We start from the raw sequence: 23412 nt of genomic DNA on the forward strand, positions 1-23412 counted from the left end.
TTGGCTGAAAGAACCAAGCCCATGACCGACCATCAAACTGCCCCCGAACATCGCGCCATGGTGACAAGCCCGAGCACAGCGGCCAGCGAAGCCGGTGCGCAAGTCTTGCGCGATGGTGGCACCGCGATTGAGGCCGTCGTCGCCACCGCGGCAATGTTGGCAGTAACATACCCGCATTTCTGCGGCATTGGTGGTGATGCGGTCTGGATGGTTTCAGACAACACGGGCAAGGTTCAGTCCTTCCTGGGTATTGGTCAGGCCGCCGAAAAAGGCGGCGACACAATCACGCCCGGCAGTCCCATTCCGCTGCGCGGTCCGGGCTCGACCCTGACCACGGCCTGCACGGTGGATTCATGGCAACATGCGCTTGATCATTCGGCAAGCAACTGGGGCGGGACCAAAAGCCTTTCGGAGCTGATCGCGCCTGCGATTGCGCTTGCGGAAAATGGCTTTGCGATCAGTCCGTCACAGTGTTTCTGGCTTGATTTCCGTAAAGAGGAAATCGCCAATTGGCCGGGCTTTATGGATGTCTTCACCCCGAATGCGCGGATGCCACATGTCGGCGAGACATTTCATCAGCCGCACTTGGCGCAAAGCCTGAAACGCATTGCCGAATATGGCGCACGCGATTTCTATGAAGGCGGCCTTGCTGATCAGATCGTCAAAGGCCTGTCAGCCGTCGGATCGCCGATCACCAAGGCGGATCTGGCAAAAACCCGCACCCGCACGGTCGATGCGGTGTCGCTTGATTATGGTGACGTCACCCTGTTTGCCCCGCCCGCGCCCACGCAAGGATTGGCGACGCTCATGACCATGGGGGTGTTGCGCGAACTGGGTCAAAAGGACTGGGCCGAGGGAACAGCGGATCATTACCATCTGGTGGTCGAGGCCATCAAACGCGCATTCCTGAAGCGCGATCAGATCGCGGATCCCGCTTTCACTGATACCGATTTTGCAGCCCTCCTCGACCAAGCCGAGTTGGCCGCAGATGCCAAGGACATCTCGCCCAGCAAGGCGCTTGATTGGCCCCACCCGTTCCGCCATGGCGATACGGTGTTTCTGGCCGCCAAGGATGCCAATGGCAATTGCGCCAGTGTGCTGCAAAGCACCTATTTCGATTGGGGCAGCGGCGTTGTCGCCGGCGATACCGGCATTGTCTGGCAAAACCGCGGGGCCGCATTCAGCACCGATCCAATCCACCCGAATGCCTTCGCACCGGGCAAGCTTCCGTTCTATACGCTTAATCCCGGCATGGCACTTAAGGGTGGCAAGCCGCATCTGCTTTATGGGACGCAAGGGGCCGATGGGCAGCCGCAAACCCTTGCCATGCTGTTGACCCGCCTGCTTGATTTCGGCCTGTCGCCGACGGACGCACTCGCCAAACCGCGCTTCCTGCTCGGCAAGACGTTTTCGGACACCAATGACAGCCTAAAACTGGAAGTCGATGCCGGGGATGACGTGTTTGACGAACTGGCCGCGCGCGGTCATGTCCTGCGCGCGATTGAACCGCAAAGTGCGCTTGCCGGTCAGGCGGGGATCATTCGCATCGATGACGATGGCTTTGTCGATGGCGCGCATGATCCGCGCAGTGACGGCAAGGCGATTGGGGTTTAAAGTCTTCGTTCGCTTGGCCTAGCGCGGGCACTGGTCCGGGTGGGCGTTGGCGAAGGCTGCAATCGCGTTACAGCGTTGTTCTATCGCGCAAATCCGCGGAAGGTGAGAAAAGCTCACATTCCAGCGGCGCGCATTATAAAGCTGCGGGATCAGGCAGATGTCGGCCATGGACGGGCGGTCACCGTGGCAGAAATCGCCATTGGTGCCGTCCCCGTCACCGGCAAGCATGGCTTCAAACCCGGCCAAGCCCGATCCGATATATTTCGCCATCCATTCCTGTCGTGCGGCATCGGCGTCATCACCATGCGCCTCGGCAATATCCATCACATGGCGCACCACACCCAGATTACAGACCGGATGGGTATCCATGGCAATCGCATGCGACAGCGCCCGCACCCGTTGACGGGCCAGCGTTTCGGTCGGCAAAAGCCCCTGCCCCGGCCGGGTTTCATCAAGATATTCAATGATCGACACCGACTGGGTCATCATGACCCCGTCGATTTCAAGGGCGGGGACAAGACCTTGCGGATTGCGCGCCAGATGCTCGCCGATTTTGTGGCTGCCAGCCAGCAGGTCAACCGGCACCGTCCGGTACGGAAGGTCGAGCAACCCCAGCGCAATCCGCACGCGATAACTCGCCGAGGATCGCCAATAGTCATACAAAACGATCTCGCTCATGATCTCGCTCATAGTTGGGGGGCCTTATGGTTTGTATTGGCGAACAGTTTGTTCAATCGCACCAAAGATCGATTGCCCTTTGGCATCGCGCATTTCGATTTTGACGCTGTCGCCAAATTGCAGGAAGGGCGTTACCGCCGAACCATTTTCGATGGTTTCGATCATGCGGATTTCCGCAATGCAGGAATAGCCCGCACCGCCCGCAGCAACCGGTTTGCCCGGTCCACCATCCAGCTTGTTGGATACCGTGCCCGACCCGATGATCGACCCGGCACAGAGCGGACGGGTGCGTGCCGCATGGGCGACAAGCTGGGCGAAATCAAAGGTCATATCGATCCCGGCATTGGCACGCCCGAACGGCTTGCCATTCAGGTCCACACAAAGCGGCAGGTGAAGCTTGCCACCATCCCACGCATCACCCAGTTCATCGGGGGTCACCGCAACCGGGGAGAAGGCCGAAGACGGTTTGGACTGGAAGAAACCAAATCCCTTGGCCAGTTCACCCGGGATAAGACCACGCAGCGACACGTCATTGACCAGCATGATCAATCGAATGGCATCGCGCGCCTGATCAAGGGTTGCACCCATCGGGACATCATCGGTGATGACGGCAATTTCGCCTTCCATGTCGATGCCCCAGGCGGTATCGGCCATCAGGATATCATCGCGCGGACCAAGGAAGCTGTCCGAGCCGCCCTGATACATCAGCGGATCGGTCCAGAAACTTTGCGGCATTTCGGCACCGCGGGCTTTGCGGACCAGTTCGACGTGATTGACATAGGCCGATCCATCGGCCCACTGGAATGCGCGTGGCAAAGGTGAATGTGCCTTGGTCTGATCAAATGCAACGCGTTTCGCCGGACCTGATCCGGCTTCGACATCGCCTGCCAGATCCTTGAGACGCGGGGCAATATCGGCCCAGTTATCAAGGGCTGCCTGAAGGGTTGGCGCAATCGCGCTGGCATCGACATATTCCGACAGGTCCTTGGAAACCAGCACCAGCTGGCCGTCGCGGGTACCATTTTTAAGGGTGGCGAGTTTCATTGTTTTTGTGCCTCCGGCATTCTTTTCGTTAAGTCCTGAGTGATTGCTTTTTGGGGTCGCGGTTACGGGCGACCTTCGGGGGTGCCATCGAACTTGCGTTCCAGCCCCGACCAGCAATCAAGATAATCGTCCTGAAGCGTTTCCAGTTCGGCGGCGAATTTTGTCAGTTGTTGCGGATAGCGGGTCTCGAACATGAAGGCCATGGTGCCATCGAGTTTTTGCGGCCCAAGTTCGGCGTTCGATGCCTTGTCAAACCCGTAGGCATCCGGCCCATGGGCCAGCATCATGTTATGCAGGCTCATGCCGCCGGGGACAAAGCCCTCTTCCTTGGCGTCATATTGGCCGCAAATCAGGCCCATGAATTCCGACATGATGTTGCGGTGATACCAAGGCGGGCGGAAAGTGTTTTCAGCCACCATCCAGCGCGGCGGGAAGATCACGAAATCAACATTGGCGGTGCCGGCCTCGTCGGTTGGCGCGGTCAGCACGGTAAAGATCGACGGATCGGGATGATCAAACAGGATCGCGCCGACTGGCGAGAAGGTCCGAAGATCATATTTGAACGGTGTGTAGTTGCCATGCCATGCGACGACATCAAGCGGCGAATGGCCGATTTCAGTGACATGGAACTGCCCGCACCATTTGACCAACACCCGACACGGGGTTTCCTTATCCTCATAGGCGGCCACGGGTGTTTTGAAATCACGCGGATTGGCAAGGCAGTTGGCCCCGATCGGCCCGCGTTCGGGCAGGGTGAATTTGGCCCCATAGTTCTCGCAGACATAGCCGCGTGCGCCGCCATCAACCCCGGTCTCAAGGATGCTGACCTTAAACAGCATGCCGCGCGGAATAAGTGCTATTTCAAGCGGGGCGACATCCATCATGCCAAGTTCGGTGAAGATGCGAAGCGTGCCGCTTTCCGGCACGATCAGAAGTTCGCCATCAGCATTGAAGAAATAGTCATCGACCATGTCAGTGTTACAGACATAGACATGGCTTGCCATGCCGGTCTGGGTCATGGCATCGCCCGCAGTCGTGACCGTGCGCATGCCCGATATGAAATCAACTGCGTCCTTGGGCATCGGCACCGGATCCCAGCGCAACTGACCCAGCGCAAGGCTGTGATCATTCTGGCACGGCGCTGTTTTCCAAAACGGTCGATCAAGGGCGGCGAAGCGCCCGTTATGTTTGACACTCGGGCGAATGCGATACAGCCAGGACCGTTCATTGGTGCCGCGCGGGGCGGTGAAAGGCGATCCTGAAAGCTGTTCGGCATAAAGCCCATAGGCGCATTTTTGCGGGCTGTTTTGCCCTTGCGGCAACGCACCCGGAAGACTTTCGGTTTCAAAATCATTGCCGAAACCGGGCATGTAACGCAGATCGTTGGCACCACCTTTTTTGGCATTTTTGGTCGGCTCATTGTGATCCGTCATTGCCTTTTTCCTCCCAATCTTTGATATAGTTACATTCGTAACTGTAATTTTTGTAACTATCAAACAGCCTTTTGAAGCCAATGAAATCCGAATTCGATCTTCACAGTTTCCTGCCGTTCCTGATGCATCACGCCAGCGAAAAGCTCAGCCTTGGCTTTCGCGATATCTATCGCGACCGATACCGGATGACGCGGTCCGAATGGCGGGTTCTGGCAACGCTCGGCCAGTATGGCGCCTTAACTGCGACCGAAATCGTGACACATACCGGACTGCATAAAACCAAGGTTTCGCGGGCTGTATTTTCCATCGAGAAACGGCGTTGGCTGAAACGGTTTCAGGATGAAAATGATCGCCGCGTGCATCGCCTTGACCTGACTGCGCAGGGAAAATCGGCCTTCACGTCACTGTGTGAGACGGGTGTCGCCTATGACCGGAAAGTGCGCGACTTTCTAGGCGAAGATGAATTCAAACGTCTTTCTGACCTCCTGAAACGGTTTAACGACCTGTGATCTCAGCCCCCTTTAGCCTGATCAGATTCCGCACGCGGCGTACCGCCCCAACTTTGCGTGAAATCGGCAATGGCACGGGTAAACACATCGAACGCGGGTTGGCCGGGCTGAAAGTAATTGGCATTGGGGTTCATCAGCGTGACGCAACAGGCCACCGCTCCGTCGAGATTATAAACCGGCGCACTGATTGCCGATAAACCGGGCACGATATCGCCTTCAATCACGGCTGCGCCGCGTTGTTTGGTGTCGGCAATCAGCCGGTCCACCGTGGCATCATCCCAATGCAGGATTTCCTGTTCGGCCGAAATGACATGTTCGATCGCGCTGCGCGGCATGCTGGCCAAAAAGGCCTGCCCGGTTGCAGAGCGCAAAAGCGGCATCACCGTACCAAGCCCCATGGTCGATATGATCGGCGGGCCACCATGTTCGGTGCGTATCAGGACCGGACCACGTTCACCCCAGATCGCCAGATGCCCCGATGATCGCAACTCAATCGCCAGATTGCGCAACAGCCGACCGGCGCGCATCACCACATCATTGCGTTCAATCGCCGAAACACCCATGCGCAACGCCATCGGGCCAAGGCCATACAGCCCCGTCTGGTCATCCTGCCAGGCAAGGCCGATGCGCACCAGACTGGCAAGATAGCGATGGACCTTGGCCGCCGGCATAGAAACCGCGTCTGCAAGGTCCTTTAGCGGAACCGGGAATTTGAAATCGCACAAGGCAGCAATAATGACGCCACTGACCTCCACCGATTGGATGCCTTTGCGCTTGTCAGCGGCATCAACCACGTCGGCGATGTCATGTTCGGTTTCGCGATCCGGGATATTTTTGGGCGAGGCTTTGGTCAAAATTTACCTGCATAAATTTCATATTGCGTAATTGATTATATATATCATAATTCCAATTCAAAGAAAAAACAGCATTCCAGTCGCGATCCCAGACTGCCATCCCGGACACGCACAGGCTGATGGCAACTGCACAGCAATCGCTTGGCCCGAAGCTGGTCAGACGCAAGACCAAATGAACGACTTAAAAAAATAGGGAGACATCCGTGAAACATCCTAATCTTCGTAAAACGCTGCTTGGTCTTATGGCCGGCGCAACCATTCTGGCCGGTGCCGGTATCGCGCATGCGGCCGACATCACCCTTAAAGTCAGTCACTATCTGCCGCCAAGCCACGGCTTCCAGAAAGACTTCCTTGAAAGCTGGGGACAGCAACTGTCGGAAAAAACCGGCGGCAAAGTCGAAGTCGAGATCTATGACGCCACGTCGGCCTTTGGCAAAATCGACCGTCAGGCCGATCAGGTCCGCGCGGGCGTTACGGATATGGCCGTGGGCCTGAATGGCATTCCGCGTGACCGTTATCCGGCTGCCTCGGTGATTGAACTGCCGTTTTTGGTGAAATATGCCGATTCCGGGTCGGAAACCCTGTGGCAGCTTTACAAGGAAGGCCTGCTTGGCAGTGACTATCAGGACTTCAAGGTCCTTGGCCTGTTTACCCATCCGGGTGGCCTGATCCACACCCTTGATACACCGGTCAGATCGCTTGATGACCTCAAGGGCCTGCGTCTTCGCACGCCAAGCCCGGCGATTTCGGCAATGCTGGAATCCTTTGGGGCATCCCCGGTCGGCCTGCCGCCCTCGGCCATCTACGAAAACCTTGAAAAAGGCAATATCGAAGGTCTGGTTGCCACCTGGGACCTGGTCAATGCGGTCAAGGCCAATGAACTTTTGAAACATCACACCGATGCCGCGGCCTATACCGCAGGCTTCTATTTCGTCATGAATCAGAAAAAATATGACAGCCTGCCCGACGACGTGCGGGCCGCAATTGACGAAATTTCCGGCGATGTCCTCGTCGGAAAATTCGGCGACTGGTGGGACAAATGGGAAGCCGTTGGCAAGGCCGATGCGGAAAAACACGGCAATGAAATCATCACGATTGATGACGCCACCCGTGCGGAATGGCAGGAAGCATCCCAGCCGATGATCGAGGAATACCTTGCCAGCCTGAAGGAAAAAGGCGTTTCAGATCCTGAGGCGATCTATGCGCGCGCGCAGGAACTTATCGCGGAATTTGATGCCAAATATCACGCTGGCGACAAATGACCCAGCCGACTGAAAACTTTGGTGGATCGCGGCTTTATGCCGCGGTTCACCGCACTGACCGCTTTATGAACAGACTGACCGACATTCTGGCTTTTGTCGGCATGGCCGCCCTGATCGGTGCGATTGCCATTGTGGTTATCGACATCATCTGGCGCCGCATTGGCGGCCAATCGATGGTGGGCGCGGTTGACCTGACCCAGTTTTGTGTCATGGCGGCGGCATCCTGGGCGATCCCCTATGCGTTTAGCGCCCATGCCCATGTCACGGTCGATCTGGTCGGCAAGAACCATCTTCGCTTCCTGTTTCGCATCATAGACACCCTGATCCCGCTTCTGTGTGCCGGGTTAATGGCGTTCCTGTTTTATCTGTCATGGGGACGCGCGATGGAACAATGGAGCTATGGCGACGTGTCGCAGAACCTTGAGATCCCGATGATCCTGTTCTGGGGCTTCTTGCTGAGCGGCATGGCGATATCGACAGTGGTCTGTCTTGTCCATTTTCTGAAAATGCTTTTAACGAACGAGAATAACTGATGGCGACGGAATGGGCGGGATTGATCGGGTTTGTTGCTGCACTGGCACTGGCCCTGTTGCGCGTACCGGTCGCTGTCGCAATGGCGGTGGTTGGTATTATCGGAACGCTGCTTTTGACCGACTGGATGTCGGCAAGCTATGTCATGGCAAGCCTGCCGTTTGAGGCGATTTTCCCTTATGGCCTTTCGGTGGTGCCGCTGTTCATTTTCATGGGCGTGTTCGCCTCACACTCCGGCCTTTCAAGTAACCTGTTTCGCGGGATCACGGCCTTTTCCGGACATCGTCCGGGTGGACTTGCTGCATCAAGCATCGGGGCCAGTGCGGTGTTTGGCGCGATTTGCGGATCGTCGCTTGCGACCTGTGCGACCATGGGGCGCGTGGCACTTCCTGAAATGCGTCAACGTGGCTATGCCAAAAGTCTTGCCGGGGCATCGATTGCGGCGGGCGGCACGCTTGGCGTTCTCATTCCGCCATCGATCCTGCTGGTGATTTACGCGCTGATGACCGAACAATCGATTGGCGCATTGTTTGCCGGTGCGATGATCCCGGGTCTTTTGGCGACGGTTCTTTACATTGCCTCCATCCGTATTCAGGTGATGCGCGATCCATCGCTTGCGCCGGTCAGCACCTATGTGCCCTGGTCGCAGCGTTGGGGTGCCTTGTTGCAAATGTGGGATGCGGTCCTTTTGATCGCCTTGGTGATTGGCGGGATTTATGCCGGCCTGTTTTCCCCGACCGAGGCCGCGGCCGTTGGCGCGGGGGCAGCGTTGCTGTTTGCCTTTATGCGCAAACGCCTGACCTGGAGCGTTTTGCGCACCGGCATTCGCGAAACGGCCGGCATGACCGGGATGATTTTCCTTATTCTGGTGGGGGCAGCACTTTTCAACTTCTTCATTGAAACCAGCGGACTGACCCAGACCTTGGTCGACTGGATCACCACACAGGGCTATTCGCCGCTTGTCGTTTTGATCGCCCTTCTGGTGTTTTATGTCGTGCTGGGGTGCTTCATGGATAGCCTGTCCATGATCCTTTTGACCGTGGTTCCAGCCTATGGCGTGATTACCGGGGTCGGCTATGACCCGATCTGGTTTGGTGTTGTTCTGGTATCGGTTGTTGAAATCGGCCTGATCACCCCGCCGATCGGCATGAACCTGTTTATCATTCAGGGCGTTTCACCGGACATGAAGATCACGACCCTTGCGCGCGGTATCCTGCCGTTTCTTGCGGCTGACTTTGTGCGGGTGATCCTGATGATTGCAATCCCGGGGCTGGTTTTGTGGTTGCCGCATTTGCTGGGATTTGGTGCCTATTGATTGGTCCCACAGTTAAAAACGAAGCCCCGGAACAGACAGAACCTGTTCCGGGGCTTTTGCGTTTCTGACTTCAATGGCGCTTATTCGGCGGCATCAACCTTCAGCACGCCGCGGCGGATCTGGTCTTCTTCGATACTTTCAAACAGGGCGCGGAAGTTGCCCTCGCCAAAGCCTTCGTCGCCTTTGCGCTGGATGAATTCAAAGAAGATCGGGCCGATCACGGTTTTCGAGAAGATCTGAAGCAAAATCTTGGTCGTGCCGCCGTCAACCACACCTTCGCCATCGATCAGGATGCCGTGGGTTTTCATGCGTTCAATCGGCTCGTCATGGCCGTGCACGCGTTCGTGGGATTTCTCGTAATAGGTTTCGGGCGGTCCTGGCATGAATTTCAGGTCATTGGCGGCAAGCTTGTCGGTGGCGTCATAGATGCCGTCGGTGCCGACCGCGATATGTTGAATGCCTTCGCCCTTGTATTTGCGCAGGTATTCTTCGATCTGGCTTTTGTCATCGGTCGATTCATTAAGCGGAATGCGGATCTTGCCACAGGGGGACGTGATCGCACGGCTGACCAGACCGGTGATTTTACCGGCAATGTCAAAGAAGTGGATTTGCTTGAAACCAAACAGGTCGCGATAGAAGTCCCACCATTTATCCATATTGCCGCGATAAACGTTATGGGTCAGGTGATCGAGGTAATAGAAACCGACCCCTTCGGGTTTCGGATCGCGTTCGCCCAGCCAGTCAAATTCCGCGTCATAGGCCGAACCGGTTTCACCATATTTATCGACGAAATACAGCAACGACCCGCCAATGCCGACGATGGCCGGGACATCAAGCGTCTTGTCATCCCCGGTGTAGGGCTCCGCCCCCTTTGATACTGCATGGTCAAAGGCATGCTTGGCATCCACCACGCGCCATGCCATCGAAGGTGCACAGGGGCCATGTTTCTCAACGAATTTCATGCCATGCGATGATGGCTCGGCATTGAGGATGTAGTTGATATCGCCCTGACGCCAGACGGTGATATTTTTGGTCTTGTGTTTGGCAACCGGGCTGTATCCCATGCGGGCAAACAGGGTTTCCAGTTTGTCGGCGTCTTCATGGGCGAATTCAACGAACTCGAACCCGTCGGTTCCGGCCGGGTTTTCATCGCTAATGGTTGCGCGCGGGGCATCATGCGGGAACGGACCCATCGGAAGTCTCCTTTGATTGGCACATTCGAATGATTGGAATTATTCGAATTCTTGTTATGTCCCAATCGTGCGCCAAACCGCGTGCAACGTGCGTGCATTTACGCTTGCTTTTCGGAATTCTTTGCATACATCATGCATTAAACAATCATTTAGCGCGTGAAACATGCAACTGGACCGACTGGACCTTAAACTGCTGGCGGAACTGCAAAAGGATGGCCGCCTGACAAACAATGATTTGTCAGGGCGCATCGGCCTTTCGGCGTCACAATGTTCACGCCGCCGTGCGCGCCTTGAAGACGACAAGGTCATTCGCGGATACCGTGCTGATATTGACCGGCAAAAGATGGGCATGGGCTTGCTGGTGGTGATTTCGGTGACACTTGCCACCCATAACCGCGACAATGCCAAACGGTTTGCCAGACTGTTGGCGGATTTGCCCGAAGTGTTGGAGGCGTTTTCGCTGACCGGGGAGATGGATTACCATCTTAAGGTCGCGACCAAGGACCTGGCCGCACTTTCGCATTTCGTCAATGAGGTGTTGTTGCCCCATGACTCGGTCCAGCATGTGAAGACATCGATTGTGCTGAATGTGCTGAAGGATTTCGAGGGGCTTGCCGTCGATCCGGATCTTTAGAGTACGTTGCGTTCAAGCCATAAAAAGGGAAAAGGCCGCGCCCCGAAGGCACGGCCTTACCTGTCCCGAAACTCCCCTTACAAAAAAGTTTCGGTGACGCCCCCCTGTCTTTAGATGGCAAGGTACTGATCGCGCAGCTCCTCGTTATCGAGAACAGCCTGCGCGGTGCCGTCAAAGACGATCTCGCCGCTATCCATGATAATCGCGCGGTCGGCCAGTTTCAGGGCTGCAATTGCATTCTGCTCGACAATAATCGTCGTAATGCCAAGCTTCTTGACGTTTTGCAGGGTCTTTTCAATTTCCTGAACAATGACCGGCGCCAGGCCTTCATAGGGTTCATCGAGCAGCAAAAGCTTGATGTCACGGGCAAGTGCACGCCCGATCGCCAGCATCTGTTGTTCGCCACCGGAAAGCGTGATGGCTTCCTGTTCCGCCCTTTCACCAAGACGCGGGAACAGTTCATAGATGCGCTGGATCGACCAGCCATGCGGCTCGGCAATCTGGGCCAGTTCAAGGTTCTGCTGAACCGTCATGCCCGGAATGATGCGCCGATCTTCGGGCACAAGTTGCAGACCCAGACGGGCGGCCTGCCATGCCTTCATTTCGTGCAACGGCTGGTGATCAAGCCAGATTTCACCATGCTTGAGTTCCGGGTCACCCATGCGCGCAAGCGTGCGGAGTGTCGATGTCTTGCCCGCCCCGTTACGCCCCAGAAGGGCCAGAATTTCGCCTTCACGGACATCAAAGGACAGCCCCTGAACGATATAGCTTTCGCCGTAATAGGCATGGATGTCATAGACCGAGAAAAACGCCGGATCTCCACCCTGTTTACGGACGGGTTCCTGTTTTGGCAAAGCGTTCATACCGTTTCCCCTCCGAGATAGGCTTCCTTGACCCGTGGGTCGTTACGTACTTCTTCCGGCGTGCCTTCACAAATGATGGCACCCTGGGCCAAGACGCTGATGCGATCGGCAAGACTGAAGACAACATGCATGTCGTGTTCAATGATCACCTTGGTCATGCCGCGTTCCTTGATCCGTTTGAGCAGATCAATCGTGCGGTTGGTGTCATGGCGCGACATGCCAGCAGTCGGCTCATCCAGCAGGAACAGTTTCGGCTGCTGGCCAAGGCACATTGCAAGTTCAAGACGACGTTTGTCACCACGCGACATCGAACCGGCAAGATGATCCTTATGCTGAAGCAAACCGACATCTTCAAGAAGGTGCTCGGCATGTTCGCGGACTTCTTTTTCCGCAAACAGGCTGCTGAGGAAGTTCATCTTGAAAATGCCTTCGCGCTTGGCAAAGGCCGGAACCATCACGTTTTGCAAAAGCGACAGTTCCGGGAAGATTTCCGGCGTCTGGAAGACACGCGCGACACCAAGCTGGTTGATCTCGTGCGGTTCCTTGCCGGTCAGAACCTGATCGCCAAGCAACACACGACCGCGGCTTGGTGCCAAGCGTCCGACAATCACGTTCAGCAATGTCGATTTGCCCGCACCGTTTGGCCCGATGATCGCGTGCACGGTGCCTTCCTTGACCCGAAGGTTGATATCGGAAAGCGCCTGCAGACCGCCAAAGTTCTTGTCGACGTCGGTGACGTCAAGAATGTATTCGGACATGGATCAGACCTCCCCCGCCGATGTTTGTTCTTTTTCTTTGGTTTCGTGGGCTTCGGACTTCGGCTCGGCCTTATCACGTTTGGTAACCAGGCGCGTCAGGCGCGTGATACCTTCCATGATGCCACCGGGCAGGAAGATCACGATCAGCATGAAGACAAGACCAAGGGTCAGGTGCCAACCTTCGCCGACAAACAGGCCGACCACCGATGCCACCGGATGGGCCAGCCAGTCGGGCAGGAAGGAAAACGCATTGAGCAACACGGTATCGTTAAAGGCCGAGAAGATGTTCTCGAAATACTTGATGATACCAGCGCCCAGAAGCGGACCAATCAACGTACCGACACCGCCAAGGATCGTGATCAGAACGACCTCGCCCGATGCGGTCCATTGCATGCGCTCGGCACCGGCCAGCGGATCGGTTACCGCCAAAAGCGAACCGGCAAGACCGGCATACATGCCCGAAATGACAAAGGCAGTCATCAGGTATGGACGGGTGCTGAACCCGGTATAACCCATGCGGTTCTGGTTCGACTTGATCGCGCGCAGCTTAAGCCCGAACGGTGAGCGGAAGATGCGCAGATATATGAAGAACGAGATCAGCATCAGGGCGGCACAGATATAGAAGCCGGAATAACCGATCCCCTCGATCCCGAACAGGTTCGGGGTCGGAAGCGATCCGTCATCGACGATGCCCGACATCCGATCGAGAACGCGCGGGTCGGCCTGTTCAAGCTGAAGCCCGGTTTCACCATTGGTGATCGGGGTCAGAACCGAATAGGCGAGGTTATAGGACATCTGCGCAAAGGCCAGCGTCAGGATCGAGAAGTAAATCCCCGAACGACGCAAGGACACAAAGCCGATCGCGAGCGCAAACAGCCCTGAGAGCACCGTGCCAAAGATCATGGCCGGAATAACGTTCATCGACAGCAATTTGAACGACCAGACGGCGGTGTAAGACCCCACACCCAGGAAGGCTGCGTGACCAAAGGACAGATAGCCGGTCAGACCAAACAGAATGTTATAGCCGATGGCAAAGATGCCAAAGATCATGAACTTCTGCATCAGGTCAGGATAGGCCGCCCCGAAGGGTTGCAACCAGATCGGCATGGTCAGAACCACGACCGACAGGATGGCCATAAAGATCATATCTTTCTTGGGCGAGACGATTTTTGTATTTGACATTATTAGCTCTCCATCACGCCCCGGCGTCCCAGCAGACCACGCGGACGGGTCAGCAGAATGACGACGGCAACAAGGTAGATGATGATCTGGTCAATGCCCGGGAAGATGTCTTTTACCTCGGTCATGGACGAGAAGGACTGCAGGATCCCCAGCAGGAAGCCAGCGGCCACCGCACCGGGCAAGGAGCCCATGCCACCCACAACAACCACGACAAATGACAGCACCAGGAAGTCCATGCCCAGATGGTAATCCGGGGGCAGAACCGGCGTGTACATCACGCCTGCCAGACCCGCGACCACGGCCGCGATGCCAAACACAATCGTAAAGCGACGTTCAATATTGATGCCCAGAAGTTCGACCGTTTCGCGGTCGGCCATCCCGGCGCGCACCACCATCCCGTAGGTGGTGAAATGCAGGAACGAGAACACAAGGCCAATGGTGATCAGCGAGAACGCCAGATAAATCAGACGCCACCACGGATAAACCACCGCTTCGCCCAGACCAAAGATCGCACCAACGGCAGCAGATCCGGAAACGATATCCGGTGCGCCCTGCGGGATCGGGTTTGCGCCAAAGGCGGCCTTGACCAGTTCCTGAAGCACGATGGCCAGACCAAAGGTCACAAGAATCTGTTCGGCGTGAGGACGCTTGTAGAAATGCCGGATGAGAGAGCGTTCCATGACAATGCCGATGAGCAACATCACCGGTATTGCCAGAATGATCGATAACGGTACCGACCAGTCAATGATCGCCGTGCCGGTATCGCCAAACCACAGTTCGAGGTAGGGCGTTTCCTTGTAGGCGTCGAAGAAGGTAACCGACTCATCCTTGACCTTGACCGAAAGGGTCAAAAGTTTTTCGAGAGTTACCGCGCAAAATGCGCCCATCATAAAGATGGCACCATGCGCGAAGTTCACCACGCCAAGCGTGCCGAACACCAGGGTCAGGCCAAGCGCAATCAGTGCATAGGCACCGCCCTTGTCCAGACCATTCAGGATTTGAAGAAATATAGCGTCCATCAGATATCCGCCGCGTATTCGTAAGGGACTTAGTCAAAAGTCGTACAGGCCGAGGCCAGAGGGCAAACGGGCCGACCATTGGGAGATGGCCGGCCCTGCTTGCATCAATTTGGGTGCATCAGACTTGATACGGACCCAGTTCACCGCCGAACATGTCGGCCGGATACTCGACCTGTGACCGCGGCACTTCCTTGACGACTTCAAGAAGGTCGAAGTTGGACTGCGGGTTTTCTTTACCACGCACGACCAGAACATCCTTGAAGCACTGATGGTCTTCTGCACGGTACAGGGTCGGGCCATTGCCCGCGCCATCGAACTCGAAACCTTCGAGCTGTTTGATAACTTCCCAAGGTGCGAACGTACCGGCCATTTCGCAGGCGTTTGCATAAAGCAGCGTCTGGACGTAGCAGGTATGTGCAGCCTGGGACGGCGGGAAGCCGTATTCCTGACCGAACGATTTCACGAAGGCCTGCGAACCGGCATCCTGAAGCGACCAGTGCCAGTTGGTGGTCCCAAGGATACCTTTTGCAGCTTCGCCAGCACCCTGTGCCATCAGGCGGGAATAAAGCGGAACAACGATTTCGAAGTTCTTGCCATTCACCTGCTTGTCACGCAGACCGAACTGAACGGCCTGGGTCAGGGAGTTGACCATGTCCTTACCATAGTGGTTCAGGATCAGGACATCTGCGCCAGAGTTCAGAACCGGGGTGATGTACTGGGAGAAGTCACCCGCACCCACCGGGGTACGCACCGTGTTGACGGTTTCCCAACCGATATTTTCGGTCGCGGCCTTGATCGATTCTTCCTGGGTCCAGCCCCAGGTGTAATCGGCCGTTAGGTGATAGGCGCGGCGTTCTGCGCCATACTCGTCGAGCAGAACCGGCGCGATCGCCTGACCGGACATGTAAGCGTTGAAGAAGTGGCGGAAGCCATAACGCTTTTTGTCTTTACCGGTGGTGTCGTTCGAGTGGGTCAGACCCGCCATGAAGATGACGCCCATTTCCTGGCAAAGACCCTGCACGGCAATTGCCACACCAGAGGACGAACCACCGGTGACCATCGCCACATTGTCTTTTTCAATCATACGCTTGGCAGAAGCACGCGCAGCATCGGACTTGGTCTGGGTATCACCGGTCACGAACTCGACTTTCTTGCCGAGGATGCCGTTACCCTTGAGCTCAAGCGGCTTGATGGTATTGAGCATACCGCCGTCGCCTTCGCCGTTGATGTGCTTGACCGCAAGCTGATAGGCACGCAATTCGTCAGCACCCTCATCGGCATACGGGCCGGTCTGCGGCACGTTGAAACCGAGTTTGACGCTGGCAGCACTGCCCGGATCACCCCGGAAGGTCTGGGCATGCGCGTTCTTGATGAAATGCATCGGGAAAGTGCCGCCGATGAGGGCTGCACCCGTGGTTGCCGCGGATCCCTTCAGGATCGTACGACGAGATACATTTCCGATAAGCTTAGTCTCCGACATGGTTTTCCTCCCCAATGTCTTGGGATCTGTTTCAGAGAAATCTGAGGCCTGTTTTTTGGTTCGTTTTTTTATCGACCTGACAAAACAATGAGGATCATCTGAAAATGAATCAACACCTAGTTGATATAAAAGAACTTTTTTGTAAATATATAGATGAGCTTTGTGAAAATTAGTAAATTCTGTCAACATGTAAGACTTTAGTATGGCGCGTCAGGCCCCCATCGGACACCGCATTCGCGGACGGAGAAAAGACATCGGAATGACCCAGAATGCGCTGGCGAAGGCGGCGGGTATCTCGGCGTCCTACCTTAATTTGATCGAACATAACCGCCGCTCGATTGGGGGCGGATTGTTGATGCGGATTGCCGAGGCACTGGAAATTCATCCTCACAGCCTGTCAGGGTCCGAGGAAAGCCGGTTGCTTTCGGATCTGGCCGAAGTTGCATCCGACCCGGTCTTTCGCACCACCCCGGTCGAAAGCCGCGAATTCCCCGCAATGATTGCCGCCTCACCGGGCATGATCACAGCGTTCTTGTCGCTGTATCGGGCCTACCGCAGTGGTCTTGATGATATTGACGCGCTGTCCGAACGGCTCAGCCATGACCCGTTCCTGACCGAGGCCAGCCATTCGATCCTGACCCGGATTACCTCGATCCGCACAGTGGCCGAGATTTTCGATGATTATGATGATCTGTCACGCGACCAGCGCGCACGCTTTAACGCGACACTGGTGCGCGAATCCCAGCGCCTTGCCGAATCCGCGACCGAAATTTTCAACTTTCTTGAACGTGGCGAAGCCGGCCGCCCGGCCGCCAGCCCGGCCGAGGAAGTTGATGATCTGCTGTATGACAATGCCAACCACTTCCCTGCCCTTGAAGACCACGCCAACAAGATGCGCCCGGTGATTGATCCTGATGGCGGGCTCTATCTGACCGATCTGATCAATTATCTTGAAGACACTCACAACACCCGGATCGAACGCCGCCCGTCCGAGGACTTCCTGACAAGCGGCTATCAGTGGGATGCCAAGAACAATACCCTGCGCATTTCCCGCGCCCTTCCGATCACCTCGGCGCGTTTTCAGGCGGCACGCACCATTTGCCGGCTTGAAGCCGCCGACCCGATCAATGAGATCCTGGATCGCGCCCAGATTGGCAGCAAAGCCGGACGGGTTCGCGCATCCGAGGCATTGATTTCATACACTGCTGCCGCACTGCTGTTCCCTTATGACCTGTTTTTGGATGATGCACGCAGCATGCGCCATGACATCGAACTTTTGCAGCAACGCTACGCGGCAAGTTGGGAACAGATTTGCCACCGCCTGACGACGCTTCGTCGCCCGGGGGCCGAAGGCATTCCGTTCCACCTGGTGCGCACCGACATCGCCGGAAACATTTCCAAACGGTTCTCGGCATCGGGCCTGCAATTGCCGCGCTATGGCGGGGCGTGCCCGCGTTGGGTGGTGCACGAAGCCTATACCGCGCCCGAACGCGTCATTCCGCAATTTGTTCGCCTGCCCGATGGCAGTGAATTTCTGTTTGTCGCGCGTGCCTTGCGGTCCGGGGCCGGGGGATATGGCGTTCCGCGTTCGGTTCATTCGGTAATGATCGGCTGCGACACGGCCTTTTCAAATGATGTGGTTTATGGCGACCGATTGTCGCTTGATCGTCCTGAGTCGGCGGTGCCGGTCGGAATTTCATGCCGCCAGTGCCCGCGCGATGATTGTGCACAACGGGCCTATGAAATGGCCGATGGCACGCCGAAAACCGCCAAAAAATGACCCAATGAGGGCTTTCAAGCAACGTCTTATGTATACCACCCCAAAGTAGCATTATCATTCAGCCCGTAAGTCGTTAGGATTGGGAATATAAAAATCCAAAAAATCGGGGAGAACGTCCTTGAATGAGAGACCAAAGGTCTTGATTGCCGAAGACGAGGAAACCATTGTCGAATCACTCAGCTTTCTGATGGAAAAGGAAGGCTATGACGTCAGTGTTGCAACGGATGGCCGTACGGCGATTTCGATGATTGCGCGCGATATTCCGGACATGGTTTTACTTGATGTCATGATGCCCGTTTGCGACGGGTTTGAAGTCGTGCGCGCAGCGCGTAACGATCCCAACACCCGACAAATGCCCATCATGATGCTGACTGCCAAAACCCGCGAAGTGGACCGCCGCAAGGGGCTTGAACTTGGAGTGGATGATTTTGTCACCAAGCCGTTTTCCACACGCGATGTTGTGTCCCGGGTCAAAGCCCTGCTGAAACGTGCGGAAAACTGACACGCGCGTTTGCGTTCCCCATCAATGCGCAGGAGGCCCCCATCACACCACCACGCAAACTTACCGAACGCGCCCTTGTTCTGATGCTGGTGGCGCTGTTTATCTGGCTGCCGCCGATTGTGGGGATGTTTTCGCTTGATGGCACAATCCTTGGCCTGCCGATCCTGTTTGTCTATTTCTTTGCCGGGTGGGCCATCCTTATTGCGCTGTGCGCCGTTCTGACACGTGCGCTGCGCAGTGCCGCCCAGATCGAGAGGAAATAGCCCATGCTATCCTCGGAACTGGTCATCCTTGTGTCGCTTATTTATGTCGGCCTGCTTTATGCGATTGCATGGTGGGGCGACAAACGTGCGCGTGATGGCCATTCCTGGGTCCGCAACCCGACGGTTTATACCTTATCCATCGCGGTATATTGCACGTCATGGACGTTTTATGGCGCAGTCGGAACAGCCGCGCGCAACGGGCTTGAGTATCTGACGATTTATCTGGGCCCGACCGTGATCTTTCTCGGCTGGTGGTTTTTGCTGCGCAAGATGCTGCGCATTTCCAAGGCCCATCGCATTACCTCGATTGCCGACTTTATCTCGTCACGCTATGGCAAAAGCACGCAGCTTTCTGTCCTTGTGACCCTGATCGCGGTGATCGGCACCACGCCCTATATCGCGCTTCAGCTCAAGGCGATTGCCACCAGTTACACAGTGCTGACCGGCTGGGAATTCGGCATGGTCGAACCGGTCCGCGAAACGGTCAGCATCTTTTCCGACAGCGGCTTTTGGGCCGCCGTTGGCCTGACGCTGTTTGGCATTCTGTTTGGCACGCGCTTCATTGATGCTGATGAACATCACGAAGGCATGGTTGCCGCCATCGCCTTTGAAAGTCTGGTCAAGCTGTTTGCCCTTTTGGCCGTTGGTTTCTTTGTCTCGTTTGTGATGTATGACGGGCTTGGCGACCTGTTTGCCCAATCAGCTGAAAACGCCGATACGGCAAAGCTTCTGATGCTGCCCGAAGGGGGCAGTTCGCGCTGGCTGACGCTGATGATGCTTTCGATGGCGGCCATCCTGTGCCTGCCGCGCCAGTTTCAGGTGATCATTGTTGAAAATGTCGATGAACGTCACCTTGCCACCGCAAGCTGGGCCTTTCCGCTTTATCTTCTGGCGATGAACCTTTTTGTTCTGCCGATTGCACTGGCCGGGCTGGGTGCCCTTCCGGTGTGGTCGGACCCGGACTTCTTTGTGATTTCCGTGCCGCTGTTCGAAGATCAATCGATGCTGGCGTTACTCGCCTATGTCGGCGGCCTGTCGGCCAGTACCAGCATGGTGATTGTTGCGACCATCGCGCTTTCGACCATGGTTTGTAACGACCTGATTGTGCCGGCGCTGTTGCGTATTCGCCCACTCCGTCTGACCGAACGTGATGATCTGACCGGGCTTCTGATTTTTATCCGGCGTGCGTCCATCGTCGTCGTGGTGTTTATGGGCTTTGCCTATTACCGGTCTGCCGGGGCCAGTGATGCGCTGGCCGAAATCGGGCTGATTTCCTTTGCCGCCATTGCCCAGTTCATCCCGATCATGATTGGCGGACTGTATTGGAAGGGTGGCACGCGCACCGGCGCGCAGGTGGCCCTTACCATCGGCTTTGCGGTTTGGGGCTATACCCTGTTGCTGCCATCGCTTGCCGATAGTGGCTGGATGGATCCGTCACTTATTCTGAACGGTGCGTTTGGTCATCCGTGGTTGCGCCCCGAAAGCCTGTTTGGTCTGACGGATTTTGCACCGCTGACCCATGCGCTGATCTGGTCGATTTCACTCAATACCGCGGCCTATGTTCTGATCAGCTTGTTTACCGAACCAAGTGCGCTTGAACGTATTCAGGCAACCCTGTTTGTCGATGCCTTTTCACGCAAGGGGCAGGACACCGTCATCTGGCGGTCATCGGCCTCGGCCAATGATCTTTATGAACTGGTCGAACGGTTTTTGGGACGGGATCGCGCCTATCAGTCGTTTCGCCAGTTTGATCAAAGCATCGATCCATCCTGGCGCGGCAAGGGCGAAGCCGATGCCGACATGATTGCCTTTACCGAACGGCTTCTGGCGGGCTCCATCGGGGCGGCATCGGCCCGTGTGATGGTGTCTTCTGTTGCCAAGGGCGAGATGGTCAGCCTTGATGAAGTGCTTGAGATTCTCGAAGAAACCTCGCACGTCATCGAATATTCCCAGCGCCTTGAAACCAAGTCACGCGAACTTGAAAAAGCCGCAGCCGAACTGCGTGCGGCCAACGAACGGCTCAAGGAACTGGACCGGCTCAAGGATGAATTCCTGACCATGGTCAGTCATGAATTCAGAACGCCGCTGACCTCGATCCGTTCATTTTCGGAAATTCTGGTCGACTCCCCGAACCTGGACCCGAAACAAGCCGATCACTTCCTTGAAATCATTGTCCGCGAAAGCGAACGACTGACTCGCCTGATTGATGACCATCTTGATCTTGCCCGTCTTGAAGCCGGTCATTCCGATTGGCGCGCGGTCGAAGTCGATCCGCGTACGGTACTTGATGAAAGCATCGATGCGGTCAAAGGCCTGTTTGATGCCAAGGGTGTTGTTCTGACCAAGGAATATTCACGCAATTCAGCCCTTTTGAACGTTGACCGCGATCGCCTGACACAGGTCTTCATCAATCTGCTATCGAACGCTGCCAAATTTTCCGCCCCAGATCATCCTGAGGTATCGGTGCGCGGGGAAGCCATGGATGGCGGCTATCTGGTTTCGATCACTGATAACGGCAAGGGCGTTGCCCCGAACGAGCTTGAAATCATCTTTGACAAGTTTTCGCGCGGCGGCAAATACGCAGATGACAAACCAAAGCCATCCGGTTCGGGTCTTGGCCTTGCGATTGCCAAGCATGTTGTCGAACATTGTCAGGGCAAGATATGGGCCGAAAGCCCTGCGGGACGCGGGGCAACCTTCCGCGTTTTCATCCCCGGCACCATCATGGAGGCCATCAAGCCCGCCAAACCGGCATCCTTTGGCAGCTAACACCCCCGAACAAATAAGGGCGCGCAAATTTGGCTTTGCGCGCCCTTTGATACTGCGATGAGTGCAATACTTATTTCATCGCTTATTTCATCGCTTATTTCATGGTGGGCATGACGAACTCAGCGCCCTTGCGAATGCCGGTCGGCCAGCGGGTAGTGATGGTTTTCAGCTTGGTATAGAACCGTACACCTTCCGGGCCATGCATGTGATGGTCGCCAAACAGCGATGCTTTCCAGCCACCGAACGAATGGAAGGCCATCGGAACCGGAATCGGCACGTTGATGCCAACCATGCCGGTCTGGGTACGTGCGGCAAATTCACGGGCGGTATCACCATCGCGGGTGAAGATCGCGGTACCATTGCCATATTCATGATCATCAACAAGGTTGGCAGCGGTTTCGAAATCATCGGTACGCACAACCGACAGAACCGGGCCAAAGATCTCTTCCTTGTAGATGCTCATATCCGGGGTGACGTCATCAAACAGGGTACCACCGACGAAGTAACCGTCTTCATAGCCCTGAAGCTTGATGTCACGGCCATCGACCACCAGCTTGGCACCTTCTTCGACACCCTTGTTGATATAGCCGACAACCTTGTCACGGTGCGCAGCGGTCACAAGCGGGCCCATTTCGGCCGCCGGATCAATACCCGGTGCCACACGCAGTTCATTGATGCGCGGAACCAGTTTTTCGATCAGGGTATCGGCCGTTTCCTTGCCAACCGGAACAGCAACCGAGATTGCCATGCAACGCTCGCCAGCCGATCCGTAAGCAGCGCCCATCAGGGCATCAACCGCCTGATCCATGTCGGCATCAGGCATAATGATCATGTGGTTCTTAGCACCACCAAGGGCCTGGCAACGTTTGCCCTGCGCGGTTGCGGTTTCATAGATGTATTTTGCAATCGGGGTGGAGCCGACAAAGCTGATAGCCGAAACATCCGGATCAAACAAAAGCGCATCCACTGCTTCCTTGTCGCCCTGAACAACGTTGAACACGCCATCGGGAAGACCGGCTTCGGTCAGCCATTCAGCCAGCAGAAGCGAGGCGGACGGATCACGCTCGGACGGCTTGAGGATAAAGCAGTTACCGCACGCAAGGGCGACCGGGAACATCCACATCGGCACCATGGCCGGGAAGTTGAACGGCGTGATGCCGGCAACGATGCCCAGCGGCTGACGGATGGAATGGCTGTCAACCTTGGTGCCGACATTCTCGGTGAACTCACCTTTCAGCAACTGCGGCGCGCCGGTGGCAAATTCAACAACCTCGATCCCGCGGGTGACTTCACCCAGCGCATCGGACAGAACCTTGCCATGCTCCGCCGTGATGGCTGCAGCCAGTTCTTCGGAGCGATCTTCGAGGATGCCGAGGAACTTGTTCAGAATACGTGCACGGCGCAGTGGCGTGGTTGCAGCCCATTCGGCGGCAACGGCGGACGCGGATTCAACAGCAGCACGGACCTCGGCCTTGGATGCCAGATCAACCGTCGCACTCTGTGCGCCAGTTGCCGGATTGAAAACCGGTGCCGAACGGCCGGAGTTGCCGGCAACGCGTTTGCCGTTGATGTAATGGGTAAGTTGGGTTGCCATTGGGTTTCTCCCGATAAACCTGATGATCAGTGGGACGATCTTAATATAAGTGGGGGTCTTCCCCCTTAATAACCTGCACCCATTATGACTATGCACAGGGATGCACATCAATTATCATTTCCGCAAATTCGATGT

General features: G+C 56.0%; 21 protein-coding genes. 10 read left to right on the top strand and 11 right to left on the bottom strand.

Annotated features, from left to right (window positions below; translation table 11 throughout):
• Positions 1-21: 21 nt before the first annotated feature.
• On the top strand, positions 22-1614 hold the full coding sequence (locus B2T33_RS16145; protein ID WP_286792601.1) for a gamma-glutamyltransferase family protein: 1593 nt from the start codon (positions 22-24) through the stop codon (positions 1612-1614).
• A gap of 18 nt (positions 1615-1632) precedes the next feature.
• Here B2T33_RS16145 and maiA read toward each other — a convergent pair whose 3' ends face one another.
• From maiA to hmgA, 3 genes are all read right to left on the bottom strand, one after another.
• Positions 1633-2292, bottom strand: a complete 660-nt coding sequence (gene maiA, locus B2T33_RS16150) for a maleylacetoacetate isomerase (protein ID WP_286792602.1) — start codon at positions 2290-2292, stop codon at positions 1633-1635.
• Positions 2293-2316: 24 nt separating this feature from the next.
• Entirely contained in the window at positions 2317-3336 is a 1020-nt protein-coding gene (locus tag B2T33_RS16155) for a fumarylacetoacetate hydrolase family protein (protein ID WP_286792603.1), read from the bottom strand.
• A gap of 62 nt (positions 3337-3398) precedes the next feature.
• Positions 3399-4769 (bottom strand): homogentisate 1,2-dioxygenase, encoded by a 1371-nt coding sequence (gene hmgA / locus B2T33_RS16160; RefSeq protein ID WP_286792604.1) that lies wholly within the window; start codon positions 4767-4769, stop codon positions 3399-3401.
• Between the two features lie 80 nt (positions 4770-4849).
• Here hmgA and B2T33_RS16165 point away from each other — a divergent pair, with 80 nt between their 5' ends.
• A complete protein-coding gene (locus B2T33_RS16165) occupies positions 4850-5278 on the top strand; it encodes a MarR family winged helix-turn-helix transcriptional regulator (RefSeq protein ID WP_286792605.1) in 429 nt (142 codons plus the stop codon).
• Between the two features lie 2 nt (positions 5279-5280).
• Here the strand turns inward: B2T33_RS16165 and B2T33_RS16170 are convergent, their stop codons facing one another.
• Entirely contained in the window at positions 5281-6132 is an 852-nt protein-coding gene (locus B2T33_RS16170) for an IclR family transcriptional regulator (protein WP_286792606.1), read from the bottom strand.
• 203 nt (positions 6133-6335) lie between these two features.
• On the opposite strand from B2T33_RS16170, the gene B2T33_RS16175 reads away from it, so the two are divergent.
• The 3 genes from B2T33_RS16175 to B2T33_RS16185 are packed head-to-tail and all read left to right on the top strand — an operon-like array spanning position 6336 to position 9240.
• Positions 6336-7394, top strand: coding sequence for a TRAP transporter substrate-binding protein (locus tag B2T33_RS16175; protein ID WP_286792607.1), 1059 nt, complete (start codon positions 6336-6338; stop codon positions 7392-7394).
• Positions 7391-7927, top strand: a complete 537-nt coding sequence (locus B2T33_RS16180) for a TRAP transporter small permease (RefSeq protein WP_286792608.1) — start codon at positions 7391-7393, stop codon at positions 7925-7927. The genes B2T33_RS16175 and B2T33_RS16180 overlap by 4 nt, the downstream gene beginning before the upstream one ends.
• Positions 7927-9240, top strand: a complete 1314-nt coding sequence (locus B2T33_RS16185) for a TRAP transporter large permease (RefSeq protein ID WP_286792609.1) — start codon at positions 7927-7929, stop codon at positions 9238-9240. The genes B2T33_RS16180 and B2T33_RS16185 overlap by 1 nt, the downstream gene beginning before the upstream one ends.
• 80 nt (positions 9241-9320) lie before the next feature.
• Here the strand turns inward: B2T33_RS16185 and hppD are convergent, their stop codons facing one another.
• Positions 9321-10433, bottom strand: a complete 1113-nt coding sequence (gene hppD / locus B2T33_RS16190) for a 4-hydroxyphenylpyruvate dioxygenase (protein WP_286792610.1) — start codon at positions 10431-10433, stop codon at positions 9321-9323.
• Between the two features lie 163 nt (positions 10434-10596).
• Between hppD and B2T33_RS16195 the strand changes: the two genes are divergently transcribed.
• Positions 10597-11067, top strand: a complete 471-nt coding sequence (locus B2T33_RS16195; protein WP_286792611.1) for an Lrp/AsnC family transcriptional regulator — start codon at positions 10597-10599, stop codon at positions 11065-11067.
• 110 nt (positions 11068-11177) lie between these two features.
• Here the strand turns inward: B2T33_RS16195 and B2T33_RS16200 are convergent, their stop codons facing one another.
• From B2T33_RS16200 to B2T33_RS16220, 5 genes are all read right to left on the bottom strand, one after another.
• Positions 11178-11930, bottom strand: coding sequence for an ABC transporter ATP-binding protein (locus tag B2T33_RS16200; RefSeq protein WP_008889979.1), 753 nt, complete (start codon positions 11928-11930; stop codon positions 11178-11180).
• The gene (locus B2T33_RS16205; protein WP_063089072.1) at positions 11927-12688 is read right to left on the bottom strand and encodes an ABC transporter ATP-binding protein; all 762 of its coding nucleotides are present in this window, start codon (positions 12686-12688) and stop codon (positions 11927-11929) included. The genes B2T33_RS16200 and B2T33_RS16205 overlap by 4 nt, the downstream gene beginning before the upstream one ends.
• Before the next feature lie 3 nt (positions 12689-12691).
• Positions 12692-13870 (bottom strand): branched-chain amino acid ABC transporter permease, encoded by a 1179-nt coding sequence (locus B2T33_RS16210; protein WP_063089073.1) that lies wholly within the window; start codon positions 13868-13870, stop codon positions 12692-12694.
• A gap of 2 nt (positions 13871-13872) precedes the next feature.
• Positions 13873-14889, bottom strand: a complete 1017-nt coding sequence (locus B2T33_RS16215) for a branched-chain amino acid ABC transporter permease (RefSeq protein WP_008889976.1) — start codon at positions 14887-14889, stop codon at positions 13873-13875.
• A gap of 118 nt (positions 14890-15007) precedes the next feature.
• Positions 15008-16369 (bottom strand): ABC transporter substrate-binding protein, encoded by a 1362-nt coding sequence (locus tag B2T33_RS16220; protein WP_082923636.1) that lies wholly within the window; start codon positions 16367-16369, stop codon positions 15008-15010.
• Positions 16370-16571: 202 nt separating this feature from the next.
• Between B2T33_RS16220 and B2T33_RS16225 the strand changes: the two genes are divergently transcribed.
• The 4 genes from B2T33_RS16225 (at position 16572) to B2T33_RS16240 (ending at position 21683) form a co-directional block, all read left to right on the top strand.
• The gene (locus B2T33_RS16225) at positions 16572-18149 is read left to right on the top strand and encodes a helix-turn-helix domain-containing protein (RefSeq protein WP_286792612.1); all 1578 of its coding nucleotides are present in this window, start codon (positions 16572-16574) and stop codon (positions 18147-18149) included.
• A 118-nt stretch (positions 18150-18267) separates the two neighbouring features.
• Complete coding sequence (locus B2T33_RS16230; RefSeq protein ID WP_286792613.1) at positions 18268-18651, top strand: response regulator transcription factor; 384 nt, start codon at positions 18268-18270, stop codon at positions 18649-18651.
• A gap of 125 nt (positions 18652-18776) precedes the next feature.
• The gene (locus B2T33_RS16235; protein WP_286792614.1) at positions 18777-18914 is read left to right on the top strand and encodes a hypothetical protein; all 138 of its coding nucleotides are present in this window, start codon (positions 18777-18779) and stop codon (positions 18912-18914) included.
• Between the two features lie 3 nt (positions 18915-18917).
• Positions 18918-21683: a sensor histidine kinase gene (locus B2T33_RS16240; protein ID WP_286792616.1), complete on the top strand. Its 2766-nt coding sequence runs from the start codon at positions 18918-18920 to the stop codon at positions 21681-21683.
• A gap of 94 nt (positions 21684-21777) precedes the next feature.
• Here B2T33_RS16240 and B2T33_RS16245 read toward each other — a convergent pair whose 3' ends face one another.
• Positions 21778-23277, bottom strand: coding sequence for a CoA-acylating methylmalonate-semialdehyde dehydrogenase (locus tag B2T33_RS16245; protein WP_008889970.1), 1500 nt, complete (start codon positions 23275-23277; stop codon positions 21778-21780).
• Positions 23278-23412: the final 135 nt, after the last annotated feature.

This window comes from Thalassospira sp. UBA4513, from assembly GCF_002388495.1.
In the GTDB taxonomy this organism is placed as follows: Bacteria; Pseudomonadota; Alphaproteobacteria; order Rhodospirillales; family Thalassospiraceae; genus Thalassospira; species Thalassospira tepidiphila.